The 18361-nt window shown below is 59.6% G+C and carries 19 protein-coding genes, 1 tRNA gene and 1 riboswitch; of the genes, 11 read left to right on the top strand and 9 right to left on the bottom strand.

All coding sequences use genetic code 11. The features are described from left to right. The first annotated feature begins 7 nt into the window (after window positions 1-7). The 3 genes from J8G15_RS21015 (at window position 8) to J8G15_RS21005 (ending at window position 2183) form a co-directional block, all read left to right on the top strand. Entirely contained in the window at window positions 8-676 is a 669-nt protein-coding gene (locus J8G15_RS21015) for a site-2 protease family protein (protein ID WP_210544927.1), read from the top strand. A gap of 61 nt (window positions 677-737) precedes the next feature. Further along, window positions 738-2033 carry a tryptophan--tRNA ligase gene (locus J8G15_RS21010; RefSeq protein WP_210544926.1) on the top strand — a complete coding sequence of 432 codons (1296 nt, stop codon included), beginning with the start codon at window positions 738-740 and terminating at the stop codon, window positions 2031-2033. A gap of 62 nt (window positions 2034-2095) precedes the next feature. After that, a tRNA-Ser gene (locus tag J8G15_RS21005) sits at window positions 2096-2183 on the top strand. A 129-nt stretch (window positions 2184-2312) separates the two neighbouring features. Here J8G15_RS21005 and J8G15_RS21000 read toward each other — a convergent pair. The 3 genes from J8G15_RS21000 to J8G15_RS20990 form a co-directional block, all read right to left on the bottom strand. Then, window positions 2313-2606, bottom strand: a complete 294-nt coding sequence (locus tag J8G15_RS21000) for a hypothetical protein (protein WP_210544924.1) — start codon at window positions 2604-2606, stop codon at window positions 2313-2315. A 112-nt stretch (window positions 2607-2718) separates the two neighbouring features. After that, a complete protein-coding gene (locus tag J8G15_RS20995) occupies window positions 2719-3162 on the bottom strand; it encodes an Hsp20/alpha crystallin family protein (protein WP_210544922.1) in 444 nt (147 codons plus the stop codon). A 208-nt stretch (window positions 3163-3370) separates the two neighbouring features. Continuing rightward, window positions 3371-4210, bottom strand: a complete 840-nt coding sequence (locus J8G15_RS20990) for a Crp/Fnr family transcriptional regulator (protein WP_210544920.1) — start codon at window positions 4208-4210, stop codon at window positions 3371-3373. A 311-nt stretch (window positions 4211-4521) separates the two neighbouring features. Between J8G15_RS20990 and J8G15_RS20985 the strand changes: the two genes are divergently transcribed. From J8G15_RS20985 to J8G15_RS20955, 7 genes are read left to right on the top strand one after another with little or no spacing between them, the layout of a single operon-like run. Next, window positions 4522-4974 (top strand): CBS domain-containing protein, encoded by a 453-nt coding sequence (locus J8G15_RS20985; protein ID WP_210544918.1) that lies wholly within the window; start codon window positions 4522-4524, stop codon window positions 4972-4974. A 39-nt stretch (window positions 4975-5013) separates the two neighbouring features. Continuing rightward, window positions 5014-6792, top strand: coding sequence for an acetate--CoA ligase (acsA, locus tag J8G15_RS20980; RefSeq protein WP_210544916.1), 1779 nt, complete (start codon window positions 5014-5016; stop codon window positions 6790-6792). After that, window positions 6789-7802 carry a pyruvate dehydrogenase (acetyl-transferring) E1 component subunit alpha gene (gene pdhA / locus J8G15_RS20975; RefSeq protein WP_210544914.1) on the top strand — a complete coding sequence of 338 codons (1014 nt, stop codon included), beginning with the start codon at window positions 6789-6791 and terminating at the stop codon, window positions 7800-7802. Before acsA ends, pdhA begins: the two co-directional genes overlap by 4 nt. After that, entirely contained in the window at window positions 7802-8794 is a 993-nt protein-coding gene (locus J8G15_RS20970; RefSeq protein ID WP_210544912.1) for an alpha-ketoacid dehydrogenase subunit beta, read from the top strand. Before pdhA ends, J8G15_RS20970 begins: the two co-directional genes overlap by 1 nt. Then, the gene (locus tag J8G15_RS20965; protein WP_210544910.1) at window positions 8791-10065 is read left to right on the top strand and encodes a dihydrolipoamide acetyltransferase family protein; all 1275 of its coding nucleotides are present in this window, start codon (window positions 8791-8793) and stop codon (window positions 10063-10065) included. The genes J8G15_RS20970 and J8G15_RS20965 overlap by 4 nt, the downstream gene beginning before the upstream one ends. Then, window positions 10062-10313 (top strand): acyl carrier protein, encoded by a 252-nt coding sequence (locus J8G15_RS20960; RefSeq protein WP_210544907.1) that lies wholly within the window; start codon window positions 10062-10064, stop codon window positions 10311-10313. Before J8G15_RS20965 ends, J8G15_RS20960 begins: the two co-directional genes overlap by 4 nt. 43 nt (window positions 10314-10356) lie before the next feature. After that, a complete protein-coding gene (locus J8G15_RS20955; protein WP_210544905.1) occupies window positions 10357-10968 on the top strand; it encodes a hypothetical protein in 612 nt (203 codons plus the stop codon). A 3-nt stretch (window positions 10969-10971) separates the two neighbouring features. On the opposite strand, the gene J8G15_RS20950 is transcribed toward J8G15_RS20955, so the two are convergent. After that, the gene (locus J8G15_RS20950) at window positions 10972-11211 is read right to left on the bottom strand and encodes a BON domain-containing protein (RefSeq protein WP_210544903.1); all 240 of its coding nucleotides are present in this window, start codon (window positions 11209-11211) and stop codon (window positions 10972-10974) included. 358 nt (window positions 11212-11569) lie between these two features. On the opposite strand from J8G15_RS20950, the gene J8G15_RS20945 reads away from it, so the two are divergent. After that, window positions 11570-12031 carry a host attachment protein gene (locus tag J8G15_RS20945; protein ID WP_210544901.1) on the top strand — a complete coding sequence of 154 codons (462 nt, stop codon included), beginning with the start codon at window positions 11570-11572 and terminating at the stop codon, window positions 12029-12031. 15 nt (window positions 12032-12046) lie between these two features. Here the strand turns inward: J8G15_RS20945 and J8G15_RS20940 are convergent, their stop codons facing one another. The 5 genes from J8G15_RS20940 to J8G15_RS20920 form a co-directional block, all read right to left on the bottom strand. Further along, entirely contained in the window at window positions 12047-12691 is a 645-nt protein-coding gene (locus J8G15_RS20940; RefSeq protein WP_210544899.1) for an ABC transporter ATP-binding protein, read from the bottom strand. Next, window positions 12684-14360: an iron ABC transporter permease gene (locus tag J8G15_RS20935; protein WP_240538395.1), complete on the bottom strand. Its 1677-nt coding sequence runs from the start codon at window positions 14358-14360 to the stop codon at window positions 12684-12686. Before J8G15_RS20935 ends, J8G15_RS20940 begins: the two co-directional genes overlap by 8 nt. A 4-nt stretch (window positions 14361-14364) precedes the next feature. Beyond that, the gene (locus tag J8G15_RS20930) at window positions 14365-15402 is read right to left on the bottom strand and encodes a thiamine ABC transporter substrate binding subunit (RefSeq protein WP_210544897.1); all 1038 of its coding nucleotides are present in this window, start codon (window positions 15400-15402) and stop codon (window positions 14365-14367) included. Between the two features lie 59 nt (window positions 15403-15461). After that, window positions 15462-15559: riboswitch (TPP riboswitch) on the bottom strand. A 45-nt stretch (window positions 15560-15604) separates the two neighbouring features. Beyond that, window positions 15605-17329, bottom strand: a complete 1725-nt coding sequence (locus J8G15_RS20925; protein ID WP_210544895.1) for a GGDEF domain-containing protein — start codon at window positions 17327-17329, stop codon at window positions 15605-15607. Window positions 17330-17332: 3 nt separating this feature from the next. Further along, on the bottom strand, window positions 17333-18358 hold the full coding sequence (locus tag J8G15_RS20920; protein WP_210544893.1) for an extracellular solute-binding protein: 1026 nt from the start codon (window positions 18356-18358) through the stop codon (window positions 17333-17335). Window positions 18359-18361: the final 3 nt, after the last annotated feature.

Genomic DNA, 18361 nt, shown 5'->3' with positions numbered 1-18361 from the left:
TTGCCCCATGGACATCGCCCACCTTATTCAAACCATTGCCACCTACGCACTCCCCGTGCTGTTCGCCATCACGGTACACGAGGCCGCGCATGGTTATGCCGCACGCCACTTTGGCGACAACACGGCCTACATGCTGGGGCGCATCACACTGAATCCGCTCAAGCACATTGACCTCGTAGGCACCATTCTGATGCCGCTGTTTTTGTACTTTGCCACCTCAGGCGCCTTTTTGTTTGGCTACGCCAAACCTGTGCCAGTGCGTTTTGGCAACCTGCGCAACCCCAAAAAGCACATGATCTGGGTCGCTCTAGCCGGGCCTGGCGCCAACTTCATTCAGGCCATTCTGTGGGGCGCGGTTTTCTATACGCTGCACGGCACCGGAGTGACTGAGCCCTTTTTCATCAAAATGGCCCAAGGCGGCATTTTGGTCAACTTGGTTATGTTTGCGTTCAACCTGTTCCCGCTGCCTCCACTGGACGGCGGGCGGATTCTGGTGGGTTTGCTGCCCTACCGCCAAGCCGAGTTGGTCTCGCGGGTGGAGCCATGGGGCTTTTTCATCGTCATGGGCCTGGTGCTCACCGGCGTGGTCACCACCTTTTGGCTGCAGCCTTTGATGGGACTCAGCTACGGCCTGCTTGACTTGCTGCTGAGCCCGCTGGCCTTGCTTTTTAGCTGATCATTCCGTTCCCATCTCCCTGGCAGCATTGGCAGCCGCTCTTTCACTGATTGAATCCACCATGAGCTCCACGCGCTTTCTAACTGGCATCACCACCTCCGGCACCCCCCACTTGGGCAACTATGTGGGCTCTATCCGCCCGTCGGTGCGCGCCAGTTTGCGCGCTGACGTGGAAAGCTTTTACTTTCTGGCCGACTACCACGCTCTGATCAAGATCGACGAGCCCGCTCGTATTCAGCGCTCCACACTGGAAATTGCCGCAAGCTGGCTGGCCGCCGGGTTGGATCCAGAGCGCGTGGTGTTCTACCGGCAGTCTGATGTGCCCGAGATTCCCGAGCTCACCTGGTTTCTCACCTGCGTCACGGGTAAAGGCGTTTTGAACCGAGCGCACGCCTACAAGGCATCGGTCGACAAAAACACCAACGCTGGCGCCGACCCTGACTCAGATGTGACCGCTGGCCTGTTCATGTACCCCGTGCTGATGGGCGCTGACATTTTGATGTTCAACGCCCACAAAGTGCCTGTGGGGCGCGACCAGATTCAGCACATCGAAATGGCGCGCGACATGGCGCACAGCTTCAACCACCGCTACGGTGATCACTTTGTGCCCCCTGAAGCAGCCATTGAAGACGACGTGGCAACGCTCCCCGGCTTGGATGGCCGCAAGATGAGCAAAAGCTACGACAACACCATTCCACTCTTCACCCCGCGTGATCAGCTCAAAAAGCTCATCGCAGGCATCGTCACCGACTCCGCCGCACCGGGCGAACCCAAAACCACCGAAGGCTCGGCCCTGTTTCAGATTTACCAGGCCTTTGCCACCGCCGAAGAGACTGCGGCCCTGCGCCAAGCCTATGCCGACGGCATTGCCTGGGGTGACGCCAAACAGATTTTGTTTGAGCGCATTGACCGGGAAATAGCACCCATGCGCGAGACCTACCTCGCCCTGATGGCCGACCCCGGCAAGATTGAAACCATACTGATGGCCGGCGCCGCCAAGGCCCGACACATCGCCACTCCCTTCATGGGACGCCTACGCGAAGCCGTGGGCCTGCGCGATTTGCGCTCCACGGTGGGCCAAAAGACCAAAAAAGTAGCCAAGGTGGCCAAACCCGTGTTCAAGCAGTACCGCGAAAAAGACGGCAAGTTCTACTTCAAGCTTGTCGACACCAACGAGCGCGTGCTGCTACAAAGCCTGGGTTTTGACTCGCCAAAGGAAGCGGGCCAGTCCATTGCGCTGCTCAAAACCCAAGCTCCCAACGCCTTGGCCGACTTGGCCGACCAACTGCAACCCGTTGCCGACGTGACCCCACAGGACGTGACTACTGCGCTGGCGCAGATGGCAGAGGCTGAATAGCCACACAAAACGCCCCGAACGCCCGAAAATCGGGTCAACGGCGCTGATACAATGCGAGCCACGGAGAAGTGGCAGAGTGGCCGAATGTACCTGACTCGAAATCAGGCGTACCGCAAGGTACCGTGGGTTCGAATCCCACCTTCTCCTCCAAATGAAACCCCAAGCAAGAAATTGCTTGGGGTTTTTCTTTGCCCCTCTGTAATCACAACCTGACAGAAAGGGTGAATCTCCACGGCCAAGGCCTCGATTCAACTCGCGGCCACGCCAGCACCTGCCCCGTCAATCCTTCAATTGGGGTTTAAAGTAGTTGTAGGAGTGGACCAGAGCGTCACGCACCTTTTCCATCTCCTCGGTCAGGCTTTCCCACTTGTCTTCGGCAGAATTTTTGATGTCTTCCAGACGTGTTTTGGCGGCGGCAGATTGCTGACGCAGTTCGGTCAACTCCTTGTCATAGGTTTTGCTGGCCTCTTGTTTGAACTTTTTGGCGTGGGCTTCGACAGAATCGATCTGGGCGTTCAACTCATCGAGTTGATGCTTTGTTTTAGCGACGTACTGGTCTCGTTTAGCGGACATGGTGTGAGGACTCCCTGAATTGATGGCTGGATAGAACCCGGCGTCCTTTTGGGCCGCCGGATCGCGAGTCGGACGCGCCAGCACCGGGCACACCCGGCCCTGGCACGGGTGGCTATTTGATGGCCAGGCGCTTCGCAGAGCTTGTTTCCTTTTTGGGCAGCTCCAGGGTCAACACGCCGTCTTCGTACAAAGCACTGGCTTTGCTCTCGTCCACGTCCTGCGCCAAGGTGAAGGAGCGGGACACGGCACCGCGCCAACGTTCGCTGCGCAGCACACGTCCACCAACGTCTTTGGTCTCTGACTCTTTGGCCGCTTCAGCGTCGATCTGGACAAGGTTGCCGTCAATGCGAACATTAATGTCGCTTTTTTTGACGCCCGGAATGTCGGCCCGCACTTTGTATTTTCCGTCGATTTCGGTGACGTCCAGGCGCATGTCCAGCGAGCCGTTGTCCACATCAAGGCGCATGGGCGACATGAGCCGTCTGAACATCGATTCAAACGGCGTTGACAGCGCAGGGTCAAACAGGCTGGGTTCACTCAAACGGAGATTGCTCATGGTAGGTACCTCATAGGTTAAGTAGGGATGAAAGTGGCAGGCAGATTGCAACCCTGCAGGTCTTTAACCAATAACCGACCACCCAATTGACAGCGTATGACCTAGGGTCAAAACCTGATTGAGAAATTTCAACTTGCCAACACCCACCACGGCGGACGTGCCGGGCCATGAGATGACGCAAAAGACGATGCACTGAGCCAGACCACCTTCACTGCAATGCGCGCTTGTGCTCGGTGCTTTCCATAATAAATTCTTGCAGCGCTTTCAAACAGGGAATGCTGATGTCACGGCGCCCTTTTTCATTGAACTCAATGACGCCGCAGCGCGCCATGCGCGACAAAGCCCGGCTGACCGACTCGAGCGTGAGTCCCAAGTAACGACCAATGTCGGCACGGGTCATGTGCACATTGAATTGGTCAGTTCTCAGGCCGCGCTCCTCAAGCGCATGTGCCCATTTCAGCAAGAAGTCTGCCACGCGTGCGTCGGCCGTCAGGGTGCCCATGGCCAGCATGGCATCTCGGTTTCTCGCCAATTGGCCGCTCATGGCGGCCAGCAGAAGTCGCATCACTATGGGTTCCTGGGTGCTGGCTTGTAGCAAGGTGTCATATCGAATGCTCCAGACCTCTCCCCGGTCCATCGCGATGGCGGAGCAGCTATGGTGGCCATTGGGAATGCCATCAAACCCCAGCCAGTCGCCTTTGAAATACATGCCGGCGGGTTGCTCGCGCCCATCTTGCGTCAGGTTCACGACTTTGAACAGTCCCGCGCTGATGAGGTACAGAGTGTCAAATGTCTCGCCACAGGCGTAAACGGCATCGTTGACGTTGAGCTTTCTGCGGGTGAACGGCAGGTATTTTTCTGCCAGAGCCAGTGACTCCTTCCAGAAAGACGCGTCAGGCGCATGCCCCCGGTGCCCCGGGCGCCCGTGTTCAGCAAAGGGAGTTAGCGAGCCGAAATCGCAAACACGGGTGTCAAAGCGTTGCTCACGCCCCAAACTGGGCAAGGACGCCGTGGATATGGGCATGAAAGGATTCAGGGAAGTACTCATTTTTTTCGCTCCGTTGGTGAACCAGCCCGGTCGTTGGGGGCACTGGCTTTGCGCCGACTGGTGATTCAAGCGTACGTGGCGCTGTCACTTCCACGAATACACGGTATCCATGAAAGGGACTACCTAAAAATAGGTAATTGACAGTTTTTTACGGAAGTGCGCCTCACTTCAGGAATGGTCTCTTGCTTTGCGATTTCGCAAATGCCTTGGAACACCAAGGTCTAAGGTGAATGCATCAATTGGCCGTCAAAACGAGGTATTGGCATGAAATTCACACTGAATCGCGGGACCCTGTGGAAAGTAGCTAGCACATGACCGCTTTGCTTAAAGACTTTGCCACTGCCGCGGTTGCCGTGGTGGAGCCAGAAACCACTGCCCTGGTCGTGGCTCAACTCATGCGCCAGCACCACATTGGCGCGCTGGTGGTGGTGGACGCACTTGAAAAGACGCGCCCGATTGGCATCGTTACCGACCGGGATTTGGTGCTGGAGCTGATGGCCGAAGGGCTGGACTCAGCCGTGTTCACCGCCGGGGACATCATGTCGGTAGATTTGGTTATGGCCACACCGGAGATGGACGCGGCAGACGCCGTGGAGCTGATGAAGATCAACCGGGTTCGCCGGCTGGTAATTGCCAATGACGAGGGTCAACTGGTGGGTATCGTCACGATGGAGGACGTGCTGTCGGTCTTCACGCGGGAACTGGCAAGCCTGACCGCAGGCATGGCGGGCGCGAGAGACCGGGAGGCCAGGGAGAGGGCTTAAACCGACTTAGGTCATCAGCGACCCAACACAGGAGGATGCATGGAAAAACCGACGGTCATTCACAAGGCGTCCCCAAGCGAGGGGCCACAACCGCACTGGAGCGACTACGAGGGCGAGCGTCAATTGGATGTCTGGAAGCAAGCCAGAGCAGCGCTGTCGGGTTTGCCCAATGGTGGCTTGAACATGGCCTTTGAAGCGGTGGACCGACATGCACAAAGTGCATTGCGGGACAAAGCGGCATTCCGCTTTGTAGCCAGAAACGCCGATGCCGTGGAGGTGAGGTATGGCGAACTGGCCCAGCAGACCAATCGGTTTGCCAACGTGCTGCAAAGCTTGGGGGTAGGGCAAGGTGCGCACTTGTTCGTTCTCGCGGGGCGGATTCCGGCACTATATGTCTCCATTCTGGGCGCCTTGAAGAACGGCACGGTGGTGACCCCGCTGTTTTCGGCGTTTGGCCCAGAACCGATTGCGACCCGAATAAACTTGGGAAAAGGGCAGGTATTGGTGACTACCGACGCGCTCTACCAACGAAAAATAAAGCAAATTCGGGCGAAGATGCCTTCCCTGATCCACGTGTTGCTGGTGAGTGAGGACGGCGGCACCACCAACGAGCCCGACACGCTGGACTGGGCCACTCTGATGGCCAAGGCGCCAGACACCTTGGGCCCCATCAAAACGCAAGCCGAAGATCCGGCCTTGCTGCACTTCACCAGTGGCACCACAGGCACACCCAAAGGCGCGCTGCACGTGCATGAGGCGGTGGTCACCCACTACGCCACGGGGCGCTACGCGCTTGATTTGCACGCCGAAGATCGCTATTGGTGCACAGCCGACCCAGGCTGGGTGACAGGCACCTCTTACGGCATTCTTGCGCCGCTACTGCATGGTGTGACTTCGCTCATTGACCGAGAGGAGTTTGACGCGGTGCGCTGGTATCAATTGCTGCAGGACGAGGCCATCAGCGTCTGGTACACCGCACCTACCGCTATTAGGATGTTGATGAAAACAGGCTCTGAATTGGCACGCCAGCACAGCTTCCCCGCTCTGCGCTTTGTGGCCAGCGTGGGCGAGCCACTCAACCCCGAAGCCGTGTGGTGGGGTCAGGAGGCGCTGGGACTGCCAATCCACGACAACTGGTGGCAAACCGAGACAGGCGGCATCATGATTGCAAACACACCCGCGTTTGACATCAAGCCTGGCTCGATGGGCAGGCCCCTGCCAGGTATTGAGGCCTTCATTGTTCAACACACTGAAGCAGAAGGCGAGCCGCCTCAGGTGCGTATTGTGGACACGCCAGATGTCGAGGGTGAACTGGCCCTGCGCTCAGGCTGGCCGTCGATGTTTCGGGGCTATCTTGACAATGAAGCCCGCTACAAAAAATGTTTTTCCAACGGGTTCTACCTGACCGGCGACTTGGCCCGGCGCGATGCAGACGGCTACTTTTGGTTCGTGGGCCGCGCAGACGATGTCATCAAGTCTGCCGGCCACTTGATCGGTCCGTTTGAAGTGGAAAGCGCCTTGATGGAGCACCCTGCCGTGGCGGAGGCTGGCGTAATTGGCAAGCCTGACCCTATGGTGGGCGAGGTGGTGAAGGCCTTTGTATCGCTCAAAGACGGCTTCACGCCTGACGAGACCTTGCGCATGGCCATCATGGCCCACGCCCGCAAGCGGTTGGGGGCGGCGGTGGCGCCCAAGGAAATCGACTTTTTGCCCGTGCTGCCGCGCACGCGCAGCGGCAAGATCATGCGGCGTTTGCTCAAGGCGCGTGAACTGGGTCTACCCGAAGGCGACACATCCACACTGGAGGCTGGCGCATGACTGACCTGAACGTCCCTGCTCCACCAAGCGGCCCAGTCCCATGGGACAAGGCGTTTTCGCGAATTGTGCTGTCTGACATGCTGCGCATTCGCCGCATGGAGGAGAAAGCCGCCGAGTTGTATGGTGAGCAGAAGATTCGCGGATTTTTGCACCTCTACATTGGCGAAGAGGCAGTGGCCACCGGGGCGCTTCGGGCTTTGCAAATGGAAGACAACATCGTCGCCACCTATCGAGAACACGGGCACGCGCTGCTCAGCGGGGTCAGCATGAATGCCATCATGGCGGAGATGTTTGGCAAACAGCAGGGGTGTTCGGGCGGACGGGGCGGCTCCATGCACCTGTTTGATCGCGCCACCCGCTTCTATGGCGGCAATGCCATTGTGGGCGGTGGCCTGCCGCTGGCGGCGGGTCTGGCGCTGGCCGACAAAATGACCGGCCGCCAGGCGCTCACAGCCTGTTTTTTTGGCGAAGGGGCAGTCGCCGAGGGCGCCTTTCACGAAGCCATGAACCTGGCCACCCTATGGGCGCTGCCGGTGCTCTATTGCTGTGAAAACAACTTGTACGCCATGGGCACAGCGCTGGCACGCGCCGAGTCCCAAACCGACCTGTGCGTGAAGGCAGCGTCCTATGGCATGCCGACGCTGCGGGTGGATGGCATGGATGTGGTCGAGGTGCATGACACGGTTCAGCGTGCCGCCCAGCATGTTCGAGCCGGCGAGGGTCCCATGTTTGTTGAATTGCAAACCTACCGTTTTCGCGCCCACTCCATGTTCGACCCCGACCTTTACCGGCACAAGGAAGAGATTGAGGCGTGGAAAACGCGTGGCCCCTTGCACACCTTCAGCGCACGCCTCAAGGCGCAGAGCCATTTGACCGAAGAAGAATTTTTAGCCTTGGACGCGCAAGCGCAGGCAGAGGTGGATGCTGCGGTGGCCTTTGCTGAAGCCGGCACTTGGGAGTCCACAGACACCCTGCTGCGCGATGTACACACCCCACCGGAGACCGCTTGATGGCCGCCACGACGCTCACTTACCGCGACGCCTTGCGAGAGGCCTTGCGCGAGGCGCTGATTGCCGATCAACGCGTGCTGTTGATGGGCGAAGACGTTGGCTCCTATGGGGGCACCTACGCCGTCTCCAAAGGGCTACTGGAAGAGTTTGGCCCGAATCGAATTCGTGACACCCCGTTGTCAGAGCTAGGGTTTGTCGGTGCGGGCATTGGCGCAGCGCTGGGCGGCTTGCGGCCCATTGTCGAGGTGATGACCGTCAATTTCAGCCTCCTGGCGCTGGACCCAATTGTCAATACGGCGGCGATGCTGCGCCACATGTCTGGCGGGCAATTTTCAGTGCCTGTGGTTATTCGCATGGCAACCGGCGCGGGCCGGCAACTCGCGGCCCAGCACTCCAACAGCTTTGAGGGCTGGTACGCCCATGTGCCGGGCTTGCGAGTGCTGGCACCCGCCACAGTGGAAGATGCTAGGGGCATGCTGGGCCCTGCGCTGGCCGACCCCGACCCGGTACTGATGTTTGAACACGCGCAGTTGTACAACCTCGAGGCGGAATTGCCCAAGGGAGGATTCCCGGCGGTGGACATTCAGAGCGCCAGCGTGCGGCGCACCGGAACCGATGTGAGCTTGATTACCTATGGCGGCTGCCTCGCCAAAGTGCTAATGGCAGCCGAGGAATTGGAGTCCCAGGGCATTTCCGCCGAGGTGATTGACCTGCGGGTGTTGCGCCCGCTGGATGACGCAACCATCATGACCTCAGTGCGCAAGTGCCGCCGCGCTGTGGTGGTGGACGAAGCCTGGCGATCGGGCAGCCTGGCCGCTGAAGTCATGGCGCGCATCATGGAGCAGGCCTTCTTTGACTTGGACGCGCCGCTGGCTCGGGTCTGCAGCGAAGAGGTGCCGATTCCCTATGCCAAGCACCTAGAAGAAGCTGCCCTGCCCCAAACGCCCAAGATTGTGGCCGCCGTGTTGACGCTGATGGGCAAATCGCCGTGATCGAATTCCGCCTGCCCTCTCTCGGGGCTGACATGGATGAAGGCACCTTGCTCACTTGGCATGTGAAAGCAGGCGACACGGTCCAACGGGGCCAGGTGGTGGCTGTGGTTGACACCTCCAAGGCTGCGGTGGATGTGGAAATATGGCACGACGGGGTGGTGGGTCAACTGCTGATCGAACCCGGCACAAAAGTACCGGTCGGTACGGCACTTGCGACCATTCTGGCACCCGGCGAAGCGGCCGATCCAATGGCAACCGCGACGGCACCGCCACCGCCCATCCAGAAACCCACCGTCCCCACCTCGCCGTCCCCCACCCCCAAACTTGCTCCGGAGACTGCAGAAAAAGCGATTACCCCAACCCGCCGCCCGGTGACGCCAGCGGCGCGCCGACGTGCGCAGGAATTGGGTATTGATAGCGACTCCGTGAAGGGCACTGGCGCGCAGTCGTCTGTCACCGTGGCCGATATTGAAGCGGCGGCCAGCACACAAAAATCCGGGATGCCTGCAATTGCCCTAGCGTCGTCCACACCGGCGCCATCGGCCCCAACCAGCCCAGCCGACCGAGCCAAGGAAATGCGCAAGGCCATCGCCGCAGCCATGGGGCGCTCCAAACGGGAGATTCCGCACTATTACCTCAGCGAGACCATTCCCATGGCATTGGCCCTGGACTGGTTGGCGAAATACAACGCCAGCCACACGATTGCTGAGCGCTTGCTGCCAGCTGTGCTGATGCTGAAGGCGGTGGCCGTGGCGCTCAAGCGCACGCCGCAGCTTCATGGCTTTTATGTGGATGGGGCGTTTCAGCCCGCCACAGCTATTCACGCCGGCGTCGCCATTTCGTTGCGGGGCGGCGGCTTGGTGGCACCCGCCATTCATGACGTCGGCAGCAAACCACTTGACCAGCTGATGCGTGACCTGACCGACCTCGTCAAACGGGCACGCGCCGGCTCACTGCGCAGCTCCGAAATGAGTGACCCCACCATCACCGTGACCAACCTGGGAGACCAGGGGGTGGAAGCGGTTTTCGGCGTAATCTACCCGCCCCAGGTGGCCTTGGTAGGTTTTGGCAGCGTCCAGACTCGCCCCTGGGTGCAAGACGGTGTCTTGTGCGCCCTGCCCCTGGTCACGGCTTCGCTCGCGGCAGACCATCGCGCCTCGGACGGCCATCAAGGTGCCTTGTTTCTGGCAGAACTGCGCGCCGTTTTGCAGCAACCGGACACACTGGCCGAAGCCGTTCATAAAACCCCGCCCCAAGGAGACCCCACATGAAAGCTGACCGCGCCACATTGACCGAAGGGGCCTTGACCGTATTAAGCACCATTGCGCCCGAGGTGGAGCCCCAAGACATCGACCCCGCCCGTGCCTTGCGCCACCAGGTGGATCTGGACTCCATGGACTGGCTCAACTTTCTGGTTGGCCTGCATGAGCGCTTTGGGGTGGAGATTGCCGAATCCGACTATGCGGGATTGATCACGCTCAATGACGTACTGGACTATGTGCAAGCCAGGCTGAAGTAGCGCGTTGCTCGGGCCACCGTGGCGGTGCTCTAATGGAAAGACAATGAATGAAAATATTCGCCGCCTTTTGGATCAGATGGCCACGCTGGATGACGATTTGCGCAAAGCCATCCAGGAGCAAGAGGCCAGCGCTTCCGCCCAATTCAGGGGAAAACGGGCAGAGTTTGAGACCTCCATTCGCGATACGCACCGGCGACTCAAGCGAGGCTTCTTCCATTGGCTGGTAACCAACCGGCCCCAAAACCTGATTACCGGCCCCATCATTTACAGCATGATTATTCCGATGCTGATTTTGGACTTGTGCGTGAGCTTTTACCAGGCCACTTGTTTCCCGATTTACAAGATTGCCAAAGTGCGTCGCCGCGACTACATCGTGTATGACCGTCAGCAACTCCAGTACCTCAACTTCATTGAAAAGTTTCACTGCACCTACTGCGCCTATGGCAATGGGCTCATGGCCTATGTCACAGAGATCGTCGCGCGAACTGAGGAATATTTTTGCCCGATCAAGCATGCCAAAAAGGTGTTGGGCGTGCACGCCCGCTACAGCCGCTTCATGAGCTATGGTGAAGCCGAGGACTACGCCAATAAGCTGGAAAAAATCCGTCAACAAATGGCGGACCCCAAGGCCGACGACAAGCCACCATCGCACTGACCGTCAATGCATGCCCCGGCGGCCCTTGTCACGCCCAGGTGTCACATTGAGGGCCAAGCTTCGCAGACCCGTCACGCGCCTCGCGGCGCTTTCTATCTGAAAACGAGTCTGAGGCGTGTCCACCCGGCCGCTCAAGGTGACCCGGCCGTTGTCCACAAACACATCAATTTCGGCACCGCTGATGGTCGGAATGGCGTCCAGCCGTTCCAACAAATCTGCGCGCATATCGTCATCTGATCTCATTTGAAACTCCTTGAACAGGGTGCACGGCAGTGGCACTCCTGGGTGCCCTCGTGTCAGTAACATCACTCTACGATCGGCTTCAAAACGTCCATTGAGATTGCGCAAAAAATCATCATGAGCGCGTTCGACCTTCGCGGGTCACCCGCGTGGGCGGCGGCTCCCGAGCCAAGGCGAGGTGCCGCGCCTTTGATGATTCGCAAGTCGCCCAGACCATGCGCTGAGTAGAGTGACTCGATTGACCCCGTCACGTGAACAACGCGAGGAGAAGCGGCATGCCGCCAGTCGGATGACAGTTGGCAAGCCCGCAACTGACCCCACCCCTTTCGGACACATCACCCTTGTTAAAAGGAGCATGACCATGGAAAAAACCTGGATTCTGATCGCCAACGCCCACCGGGCTCGTGTGCTGGAGCAGCATGGAAGCCACAAATTATTGACCGAGTTGGACGGCTTTGTTTATCCCAAAGCCCGCGCAACGCCCAAGGGAGACATCAGCGGCGATGCTGGCAAAGGCCATGGCCGGACGGCGCACCACGGCACCCAATTTGAGCCGCACACCGAGCCGCAGGACAAGGAGCGACTGGAGTTCGCCCGGGAGTTGGCCGGCTACCTGAATGAAGCGGCCAATAGTCAAACTTTTAACGAATTGAACCTGATCGCCACCAGCCCCATGCTGGGCACGCTGCGGCCCTTGCTGAACCACGCGGCCAGCGCAATGCTCAAGCGAGCCGTGCCGACAGACCTCACGATTTACCAGGATCGGGATTTGAAGGAGCGCGTGGAGCTGGCCTTGGCGTCTTCCGAAGGTCAAGTCCACTAAGCCTTGCGGGCCGAACTACCACAAGCTGGTCAAGCGTCCATCCACCAGACGCACACCGCGCCCGCCCATGGCACGCGCTTCGGACTCGTCATGCGTGACCAGCAGCGTGGCCATGCCGGCTTCTTGGATGCGCTGGCTGAATTCATCGCGCAGGGCGACCCGAAGTTCGGCATCCAGCGCGGAAAACGGCTCGTCCAGAAGCAGCGCCCGGGGTGCCGTGATGAGGGCGCGCGCCAGGGCCACGCGTTGTTGTTCTCCACCCGACAACAGCCAAACATTGTGAGTGGCATGGCTGGCCAGACCAAAACGGCTCAGTAGTTCCCGAGCCCGCTCACGGGCCTCCGTCTTGACGATGCGCTGCTCAATCAGACCAAAGGCCACGTTGTCCAGCACATTGAGATGGGGGAAGAGTGCGAAGTCCTGAAACATGAGGGCAAAGCCGCGCCGCTCGGGCGGCTGCGCGCTGATGTCTTGCCCATCAAACCACACACTCCCCGCATCGGCCACCTCCAGCCCCGCCACAATTTTGAGCAAGGTGCTTTTGCCGCTGCCCGATGGACCCAGCAAGGCCACGATTTCACCGGCGGCAACCGACAAACTCACGCCGTCGGCCACGGTGCGCTCACCAAAGTGTTTGTGCAAATCGCGCAGCTCAAGCATGGCTCAATTCCTTTTCTCGGTGCCCGGCAGCGACAGCAACCCGAGGACCACGCGGTGCGGGTGTCGCGTCCCGTTCAGACGCTGCATTTCGTTGAGGCCACTCAATCACCAGAAAGGCCAACAGCGCCAGCCCCATCAACACACAAGACAGCACCATGGCCACGTCCAGATTGGCCACGCCGGGGCGCCCCAGGCGCTGGTAGATGAGGGTCGTTAGCGTGGCCCACTCGGGGCGCGACAGAAACAGCGTCACCGCAAACTCCCCCAAGGCTGTGGCGGCGGCAAACGCCATGCCGCGCCGCAGCGCAGTTGCCAACATGGGCAGAGTCACCCGCCAGAAGGTGCGCCATGGACTGGCACCCAACGTACGAGCCGCCTGAGGCAGGTGGGGCGGCAAACTGTCCAGCCCTGCGGCCAGTGATTTGGCGACAAACGGATACGCCAGTACGGCGTACGCGGCCACCAGCAGCGGCAAGCTGGCGGTCCATTGCGGATACAGCAGCAGCAAACCAAAAGCCACCGTGACGGGTGACACCACAAACGGCAAAAATGCCGCCGCACGCCATGCCACCGAGCGGGTGGCGACCAGCGCGTGGGCCACGCCCAGCACCGTGGCCACGACCAAGGCCATGAACGAGAAGCGCAAGGTGTTCCACAAGGCGTCCAATGTCTCTTCGTCCAGCACCTGCGCCCAGGCCTCGCTACCGGCAGACACCGCGCGCCAGACAATGGCCAGCATGGGCGCCACACAGAAAAACACCAATACACCCAGTCCACCGGCCAACGCCACCCATTGCCAAATACCTTGCGGGCGACGCCGGGCCAGGGGGTCCACCCGCGAAGGGGCGGCCAGCCGCTTCTCAATGGCCGCATAGGCCAGGGCCACGCCGCCGGTGAGCAGAATCATCCACACCGCCAGCACACTGGCTTCGGCCAGCTTCAGCTCGTGGGCGACCAGAGCATAAATCTCCACTTCCACCGTGGCATAACGTTGCCCGCCCAGCACCAGCGCCAGGCCAAACCCGGCAAAGCAGTACAAAAAAACAAGGCACAGGCTGGAGGCCAGCCAAGGGGCAATGGCGGGCCACTCGATCCGCCAAAAGGCTCGCCAAGGTGTGGCCCCAAGCGAACGGGCGGCAGCGACTTGGCGGGCGCTGACCTGATTCAACGCGTCCACTCCCGCACGCACCACCAGGCAAAGATTGAAAAACAGATTGCCATAAAGCAGCAACCAAGGAGTGTTTTGCAGCGAGACACCTAGCCAGCCACTGAACACCCCATGCGGTCCCCACAAGGCCAGCACACCGAGCGCCGCCACCAGCGTCGGCACCACAAACGGCAGCATCAGCAAGCGCAGCACCAGCCGACGCAGCGGAAATTCAAAACGGGCCAACACCCAGGCCACTGGCAGGCCCAGCACCAGCGCCAGCACACAGGTGACGCCGGCTTGCGCCAGCGACCAGAACACCCGCCAGCGCAGGTAGTCGTCTTGCCAGACGGACCACAGCGAGACATTAGCGGTCTGGCCGAACTCAGGCGCCCCGCTCCACCCTTGCCATGCCAGGCGGGCCAGTGGCGCGACCAGCATCAGGCCCAGCGCCAGCAAGGGCAGCGCGGCCAGCATCCCGCGCCCGAGTCGCGACTTGAAGGTCATCGCGCCGGGCATCATGGATCTACTTCAGAACGACTTGCGTCCAGCGGCTGACCCACTGGCTGCCTTTTTCGGCAATGGTGTCGGTGCCCATGCTCTCAAATGTCGTCGGCTCTTGCGCATGGCGCATGACTTCGGCACGGGGCGTGCTGCTTTGGGCCGGGTACATCCACATGGTGGTTTGCAAGGCTTCCTGCACGGGGGCCGAGCGCATGAAGTTGATGAACTTCAAGGCAGCTTCCCGCTGCACGCCACCTTTAACAAGCGCCACGCCTTCCACTTGCTGGAACACGCCGCCCTTCAGAGACAGCGAGCCAGTGGGCGACTCGGTGATTTTTTCCTTGCTGTAAAACACCTCCGCTGCCGGGCTGGTGGCATAGCTCACCACCAGCGGGTAGGCGCCACCGTTCCGGCTGAACTCGGTGTAATAAGCCTCGCTCCAACCTTTGGCAACTTTGACGCCGTTGGCGCGCATCTTGGCCCACCAGTCATAGGCTTTTTCTTCCCCCATGCCGGCAATGGTGGCCAGCATGAAGGCATAGCCAGGGCTGGACGTGGCCGGGTTTTGCACCACCAGCCAGTTGCGGTAGGCGGGCTGGGTCAGATCGTCCAGTGTTTTGGGCAGGGCTTGCCCGCTTTTGGCAACGGCCGCTTTGTCGTAATTGAGGGTGACGTAGCCATAGTCCACCGGCACCACCAAGGCACCGAATTGTTTCTCAGCGCCGGCCACAGTGCCTGCCAGCGCTGGCAGGCCATGGGCCTCCAGCACGTTGGCGGCCTGCGCCTTGGCGACGAGGGCGTTGTCGATGCCAAACACTACATCAGCCACGGGTTGGGCGCGGGTCAGAATCAGTTTATTCAGCATCTCACCCGCGTCACCGCCTTTGATGACGCTGAGCTTGAGACCGCTTTGGGTTTCGAACTGGGCCAGCATGGGCTTGGGCAGGGAGAAAGAGCTGTGCACCATCACGCGCAACTCGTTGTCGGCGGCGTTGGCCGGGGCTGCCAAGGTCCAGGCCGCCAGGGCGACCGCTCCAAATACAAAAATCCGCTTGTTCATTGCTTCGTCTTTCATTGCGCCGTCGTGGTGGCGTCAAAAAAGGGACGAGTCTCGTGACAGCGGACCTTGTTTCACGCTCCCTACGCTGGCATGACCCAGATCAGGTGAGTGGGGTATTTCTCAGTCCGCTTCTCAGCAGACACCCCCGGTGAACTTTCGATTGTAATTGCCCGGCAATTCCGCGGCGCGCCTTTGCGGATGCTCAACCCGCGCCCGTCGCAAGCACAACGCAATCGCCACCTCTCGCCTTGGATTGGTACATGGCTTTGTCTGCACTTCGGGACAAGGAGACATTGCTGTCACCGTGGTCAGGGAAAAGGGCGACACCGACGCTGGCTGAGATGTTCAGATCCAAACCGTCGAGTTCAAAACGTTGATTCAAGGCGGTCCGGATTTTTTCAGCAACCACCAGCGCGTCGCGTACCTGTTCGATGGCCGGCAACAACACCACAAATTCGTCGCCGCCTAAGCGTCCAACGGTATCCGCCTCGCGCACACAACCAAGCATGCGCGTTGCCACACCCTTCAAAAGCCAATCACCCACATGGTGACCGTGGCGATCATTCACGGCCTTGAAGCCATCCAGGTCCACAAACAGCACCGCCATTCGACCGCGGTCCCGACGAGACTGAGACACGGACTGGTTCAGCCGGTCATTGAACAAAGCCCGATTGGGCAAGCCGGTCAACACGTCATGCTGGGCGAGATGTTTGAGCGACTGCCGGCTCTCGTTCAACTCACGCAAGTTCTCAACAATGGTGCTCTGCATCTCGTTGAGACTGCGTGCTAGCAGACCTATTTCATCCTGGCGGGAAGATGGCAGCACACTGATGGACTGCGACCGTGAAAAGCTGCCCACCGCTCTGACCATCGACTTCAATGGCCCAGTCACCAGCCGCGACACCACGGCTGCCAGAGCCAAGGCCAAGGCGGCCAGCACCCCAATGATTTGAACGGTGTTCCAACCCATCTGATTCGCAGCGTGGACTACCTCCGGCAAAGGCCGGGACAATCCCATGATCACAAATCGCTGCGCTGACGCATCGCCGAACGGCAAGCGGACAAACGCACTCACCAAACCGCCATTACCAGACTCAGCTTCCTCGACACGGGCCACGACTCCGCTCTTATGACCGGCGATGAGGTCGGAGACCAAGGGAAACGAATCCTGAATCAATACCCGGCGCCCGGTCTCAAACCCAAAGGTCTGCGAGGCATCAGGGTGGACCAGAAAATCACCCCAGCGATTGCTGAGATAGACCTGATAGGAGGCTGGCAAATCAAGCCTCAGTCGATCAAACACGCTGTTCAGGTCCAGATTGATCACGATCAGCCCTTTGACGGCGCCGTCTGGCCCAATGATGGGGGCCGCGACCCGCACCGTGGGCTGATCCATTCCCGAATGGGCGCCCTTCTCATGATTGAGCCGAATATCAGACACGTTGACCTCACTGGAACCCAATCTCACGGTATTGAACACATAGGGAAAATGCGCTTTTTCCTGAAGCGAGGAGCCGCTCACTTGCGTCAACTTGTCGTCATCGCGATCCACCCGAACTTGCTCCAACCCGTACTGGTCAGCGCTGATCAGTCGAACCTGAAAATACTCGGGGCGCACCGACATCAGCGACTTGAACGTCGCCGACAGAGTCGACTTCTCGGCCTGCACAGAAGCCTCCCCGAGGCCCTCAAGACTACGTATGGCCGACGGCAACCCAGCCAACATGCGAGCATCGCCGGATACGGCTTCAATCGTGACCTGAAAATTGCGACTGACCACCTGCGTTGCCGTGAGCAAATTGGTCTGGGCGTTGTCCAGCAAGCTGGCGCGGCTACTGACGTGAGAGTAGTAACCCACCAGGCCCATCGACGCAATACCAAACGTGGCCAACAGGAGCCCTAACTTGAAGCCAATTCCATTGCGCATGGACTAAAACCGTTCGGGTCGATCGCCCGACACAATTCGTGCCCACAGTTCACTGCGGCGCGTCCCGTCTTCGACGGTTTCCAACCAGTGGATTCGATCCGATCCATGGCCGCCAGCGCCAACGCTCATGGTACTCGACAGACCCTGCCGCTGGACCAAGGCGTCACTGGCTCCGCGGCCCAGCATGAAATTGATCCAGTGGTGAGCCAGCAACGGGTTCTGGGCACCCTGAGCGATGGACCAACAATCCAGCCAGGCCAGCGCACCCTCCACAGGAATCACGTAGCCGACGTCCGCACCTGCGTCCTGCAACAGCTTGAGTTGCTGGCGACCATAGTTGGCAAATAAAACAGCTACCTTGTGATCGCCAAATAATTCGACAGACTCTTCGGGCGAGGTGTAAAAGGCCAGCGCATTGCGGCGCAGGGCAATCAAACGCTCAGCCACTTTCTCGAAGCGACCGTCGTCAATCTGAAAGGGCTTGCCGCCTATGGAGAGTGAGGCAAGGGAGAAGTTGTGATTGCCATCATCAAAGGCCAGCACCTTGTCCTTGTAGATGGGATCCCACATGACCGCGAGCGAGGTGCGGACCCGCGTGGATTGCTTTCGGTCGTAAATCAGCCCCATTTCGGCATAGGTATAGGGCACAGCGTAAACCTCATCCCCCCGGGTGATGCCCGGGATGCGCTGCGTCTCCCGAAAACGGGGTAACTGATTGGCGACTAGGGGAATCCTGCTAAGGGTAAGCGGGCGCAGCAGCTTTTTCGTGACGAGATTTTTAATTTCAACCGTGTTGGCTGCAATCACGTCAAAGTCGCCACCTTGATTGGCCTGCACCTTTTGACGCAAGGATTCGTCTGAGCTGACGAAACTGAGTTGCACCCGAACATGGTGCAACGCCTCAAATGCATTGACCAGTTCCGGCTCCGCGTAGCCGGGCCATGCCAGCACACGCAATACTTCTTCAGCCCGGGCTGGCCAGCACAAGGCCAAGCCGAGAAACAGCGCCGTGAAAAAACGCTGTGCCATGTC

It is taken from the genome of Rhodoferax sp. PAMC 29310 (assembly GCF_017948265.1).
Taxonomy (GTDB): Bacteria; Pseudomonadota; Gammaproteobacteria; order Burkholderiales; family Burkholderiaceae_C; genus Rhodoferax.
The sequence above is the reverse complement of the archived record's forward strand: the minus strand, read 5'-3'. Positions and strand labels throughout refer to the sequence as shown.

Excerpts from the sequence above, each read along its gene's own strand:
- J8G15_RS21015 (WP_210544927.1), top strand. The coding sequence starts at position 8 with ATGGACATCGCCCACCTTATTCAAACCATTGCCACCTACGCACTCCCC.
- J8G15_RS21010 (WP_210544926.1), top strand. The coding sequence starts at position 738 with ATGAGCTCCACGCGCTTTCTAACTGGCATCACCACCTCCGGCACCCCC.
- J8G15_RS21000 (WP_210544924.1), bottom strand. The coding sequence starts at position 2,606 with ATGTCCGCTAAACGAGACCAGTACGTCGCTAAAACAAAGCATCAACTC.
- J8G15_RS20995 (WP_210544922.1), bottom strand. The coding sequence starts at position 3,162 with ATGAGCAATCTCCGTTTGAGTGAACCCAGCCTGTTTGACCCTGCGCTG.
- J8G15_RS20990 (WP_210544920.1), bottom strand. The coding sequence starts at position 4,210 with ATGAGTACTTCCCTGAATCCTTTCATGCCCATATCCACGGCGTCCTTG.
- J8G15_RS20985 (WP_210544918.1), top strand. The coding sequence starts at position 4,522 with ATGACCGCTTTGCTTAAAGACTTTGCCACTGCCGCGGTTGCCGTGGTG.
- acsA (WP_210544916.1), top strand. The coding sequence starts at position 5,014 with ATGGAAAAACCGACGGTCATTCACAAGGCGTCCCCAAGCGAGGGGCCA.
- pdhA (WP_210544914.1), top strand. The coding sequence starts at position 6,789 with ATGACTGACCTGAACGTCCCTGCTCCACCAAGCGGCCCAGTCCCATGG.
- J8G15_RS20970 (WP_210544912.1), top strand. The coding sequence starts at position 7,802 with ATGGCCGCCACGACGCTCACTTACCGCGACGCCTTGCGAGAGGCCTTG.
- J8G15_RS20960 (WP_210544907.1), top strand. The coding sequence starts at position 10,062 with ATGAAAGCTGACCGCGCCACATTGACCGAAGGGGCCTTGACCGTATTA.
- J8G15_RS20955 (WP_210544905.1), top strand. The coding sequence starts at position 10,357 with ATGAATGAAAATATTCGCCGCCTTTTGGATCAGATGGCCACGCTGGAT.
- J8G15_RS20950 (WP_210544903.1), bottom strand. The coding sequence starts at position 11,211 with ATGAGATCAGATGACGATATGCGCGCAGATTTGTTGGAACGGCTGGAC.
- J8G15_RS20945 (WP_210544901.1), top strand. The coding sequence starts at position 11,570 with ATGGAAAAAACCTGGATTCTGATCGCCAACGCCCACCGGGCTCGTGTG.
- J8G15_RS20940 (WP_210544899.1), bottom strand. The coding sequence starts at position 12,691 with ATGCTTGAGCTGCGCGATTTGCACAAACACTTTGGTGAGCGCACCGTG.
- J8G15_RS20935 (WP_240538395.1), bottom strand. The coding sequence starts at position 14,360 with ATGATGCCCGGCGCGATGACCTTCAAGTCGCGACTCGGGCGCGGGATG.
- J8G15_RS20930 (WP_210544897.1), bottom strand. The coding sequence starts at position 15,402 with ATGAACAAGCGGATTTTTGTATTTGGAGCGGTCGCCCTGGCGGCCTGG.
- J8G15_RS20925 (WP_210544895.1), bottom strand. The coding sequence starts at position 17,329 with ATGCGCAATGGAATTGGCTTCAAGTTAGGGCTCCTGTTGGCCACGTTT.
- J8G15_RS20920 (WP_210544893.1), bottom strand. The coding sequence starts at position 18,358 with ATGGCACAGCGTTTTTTCACGGCGCTGTTTCTCGGCTTGGCCTTGTGC.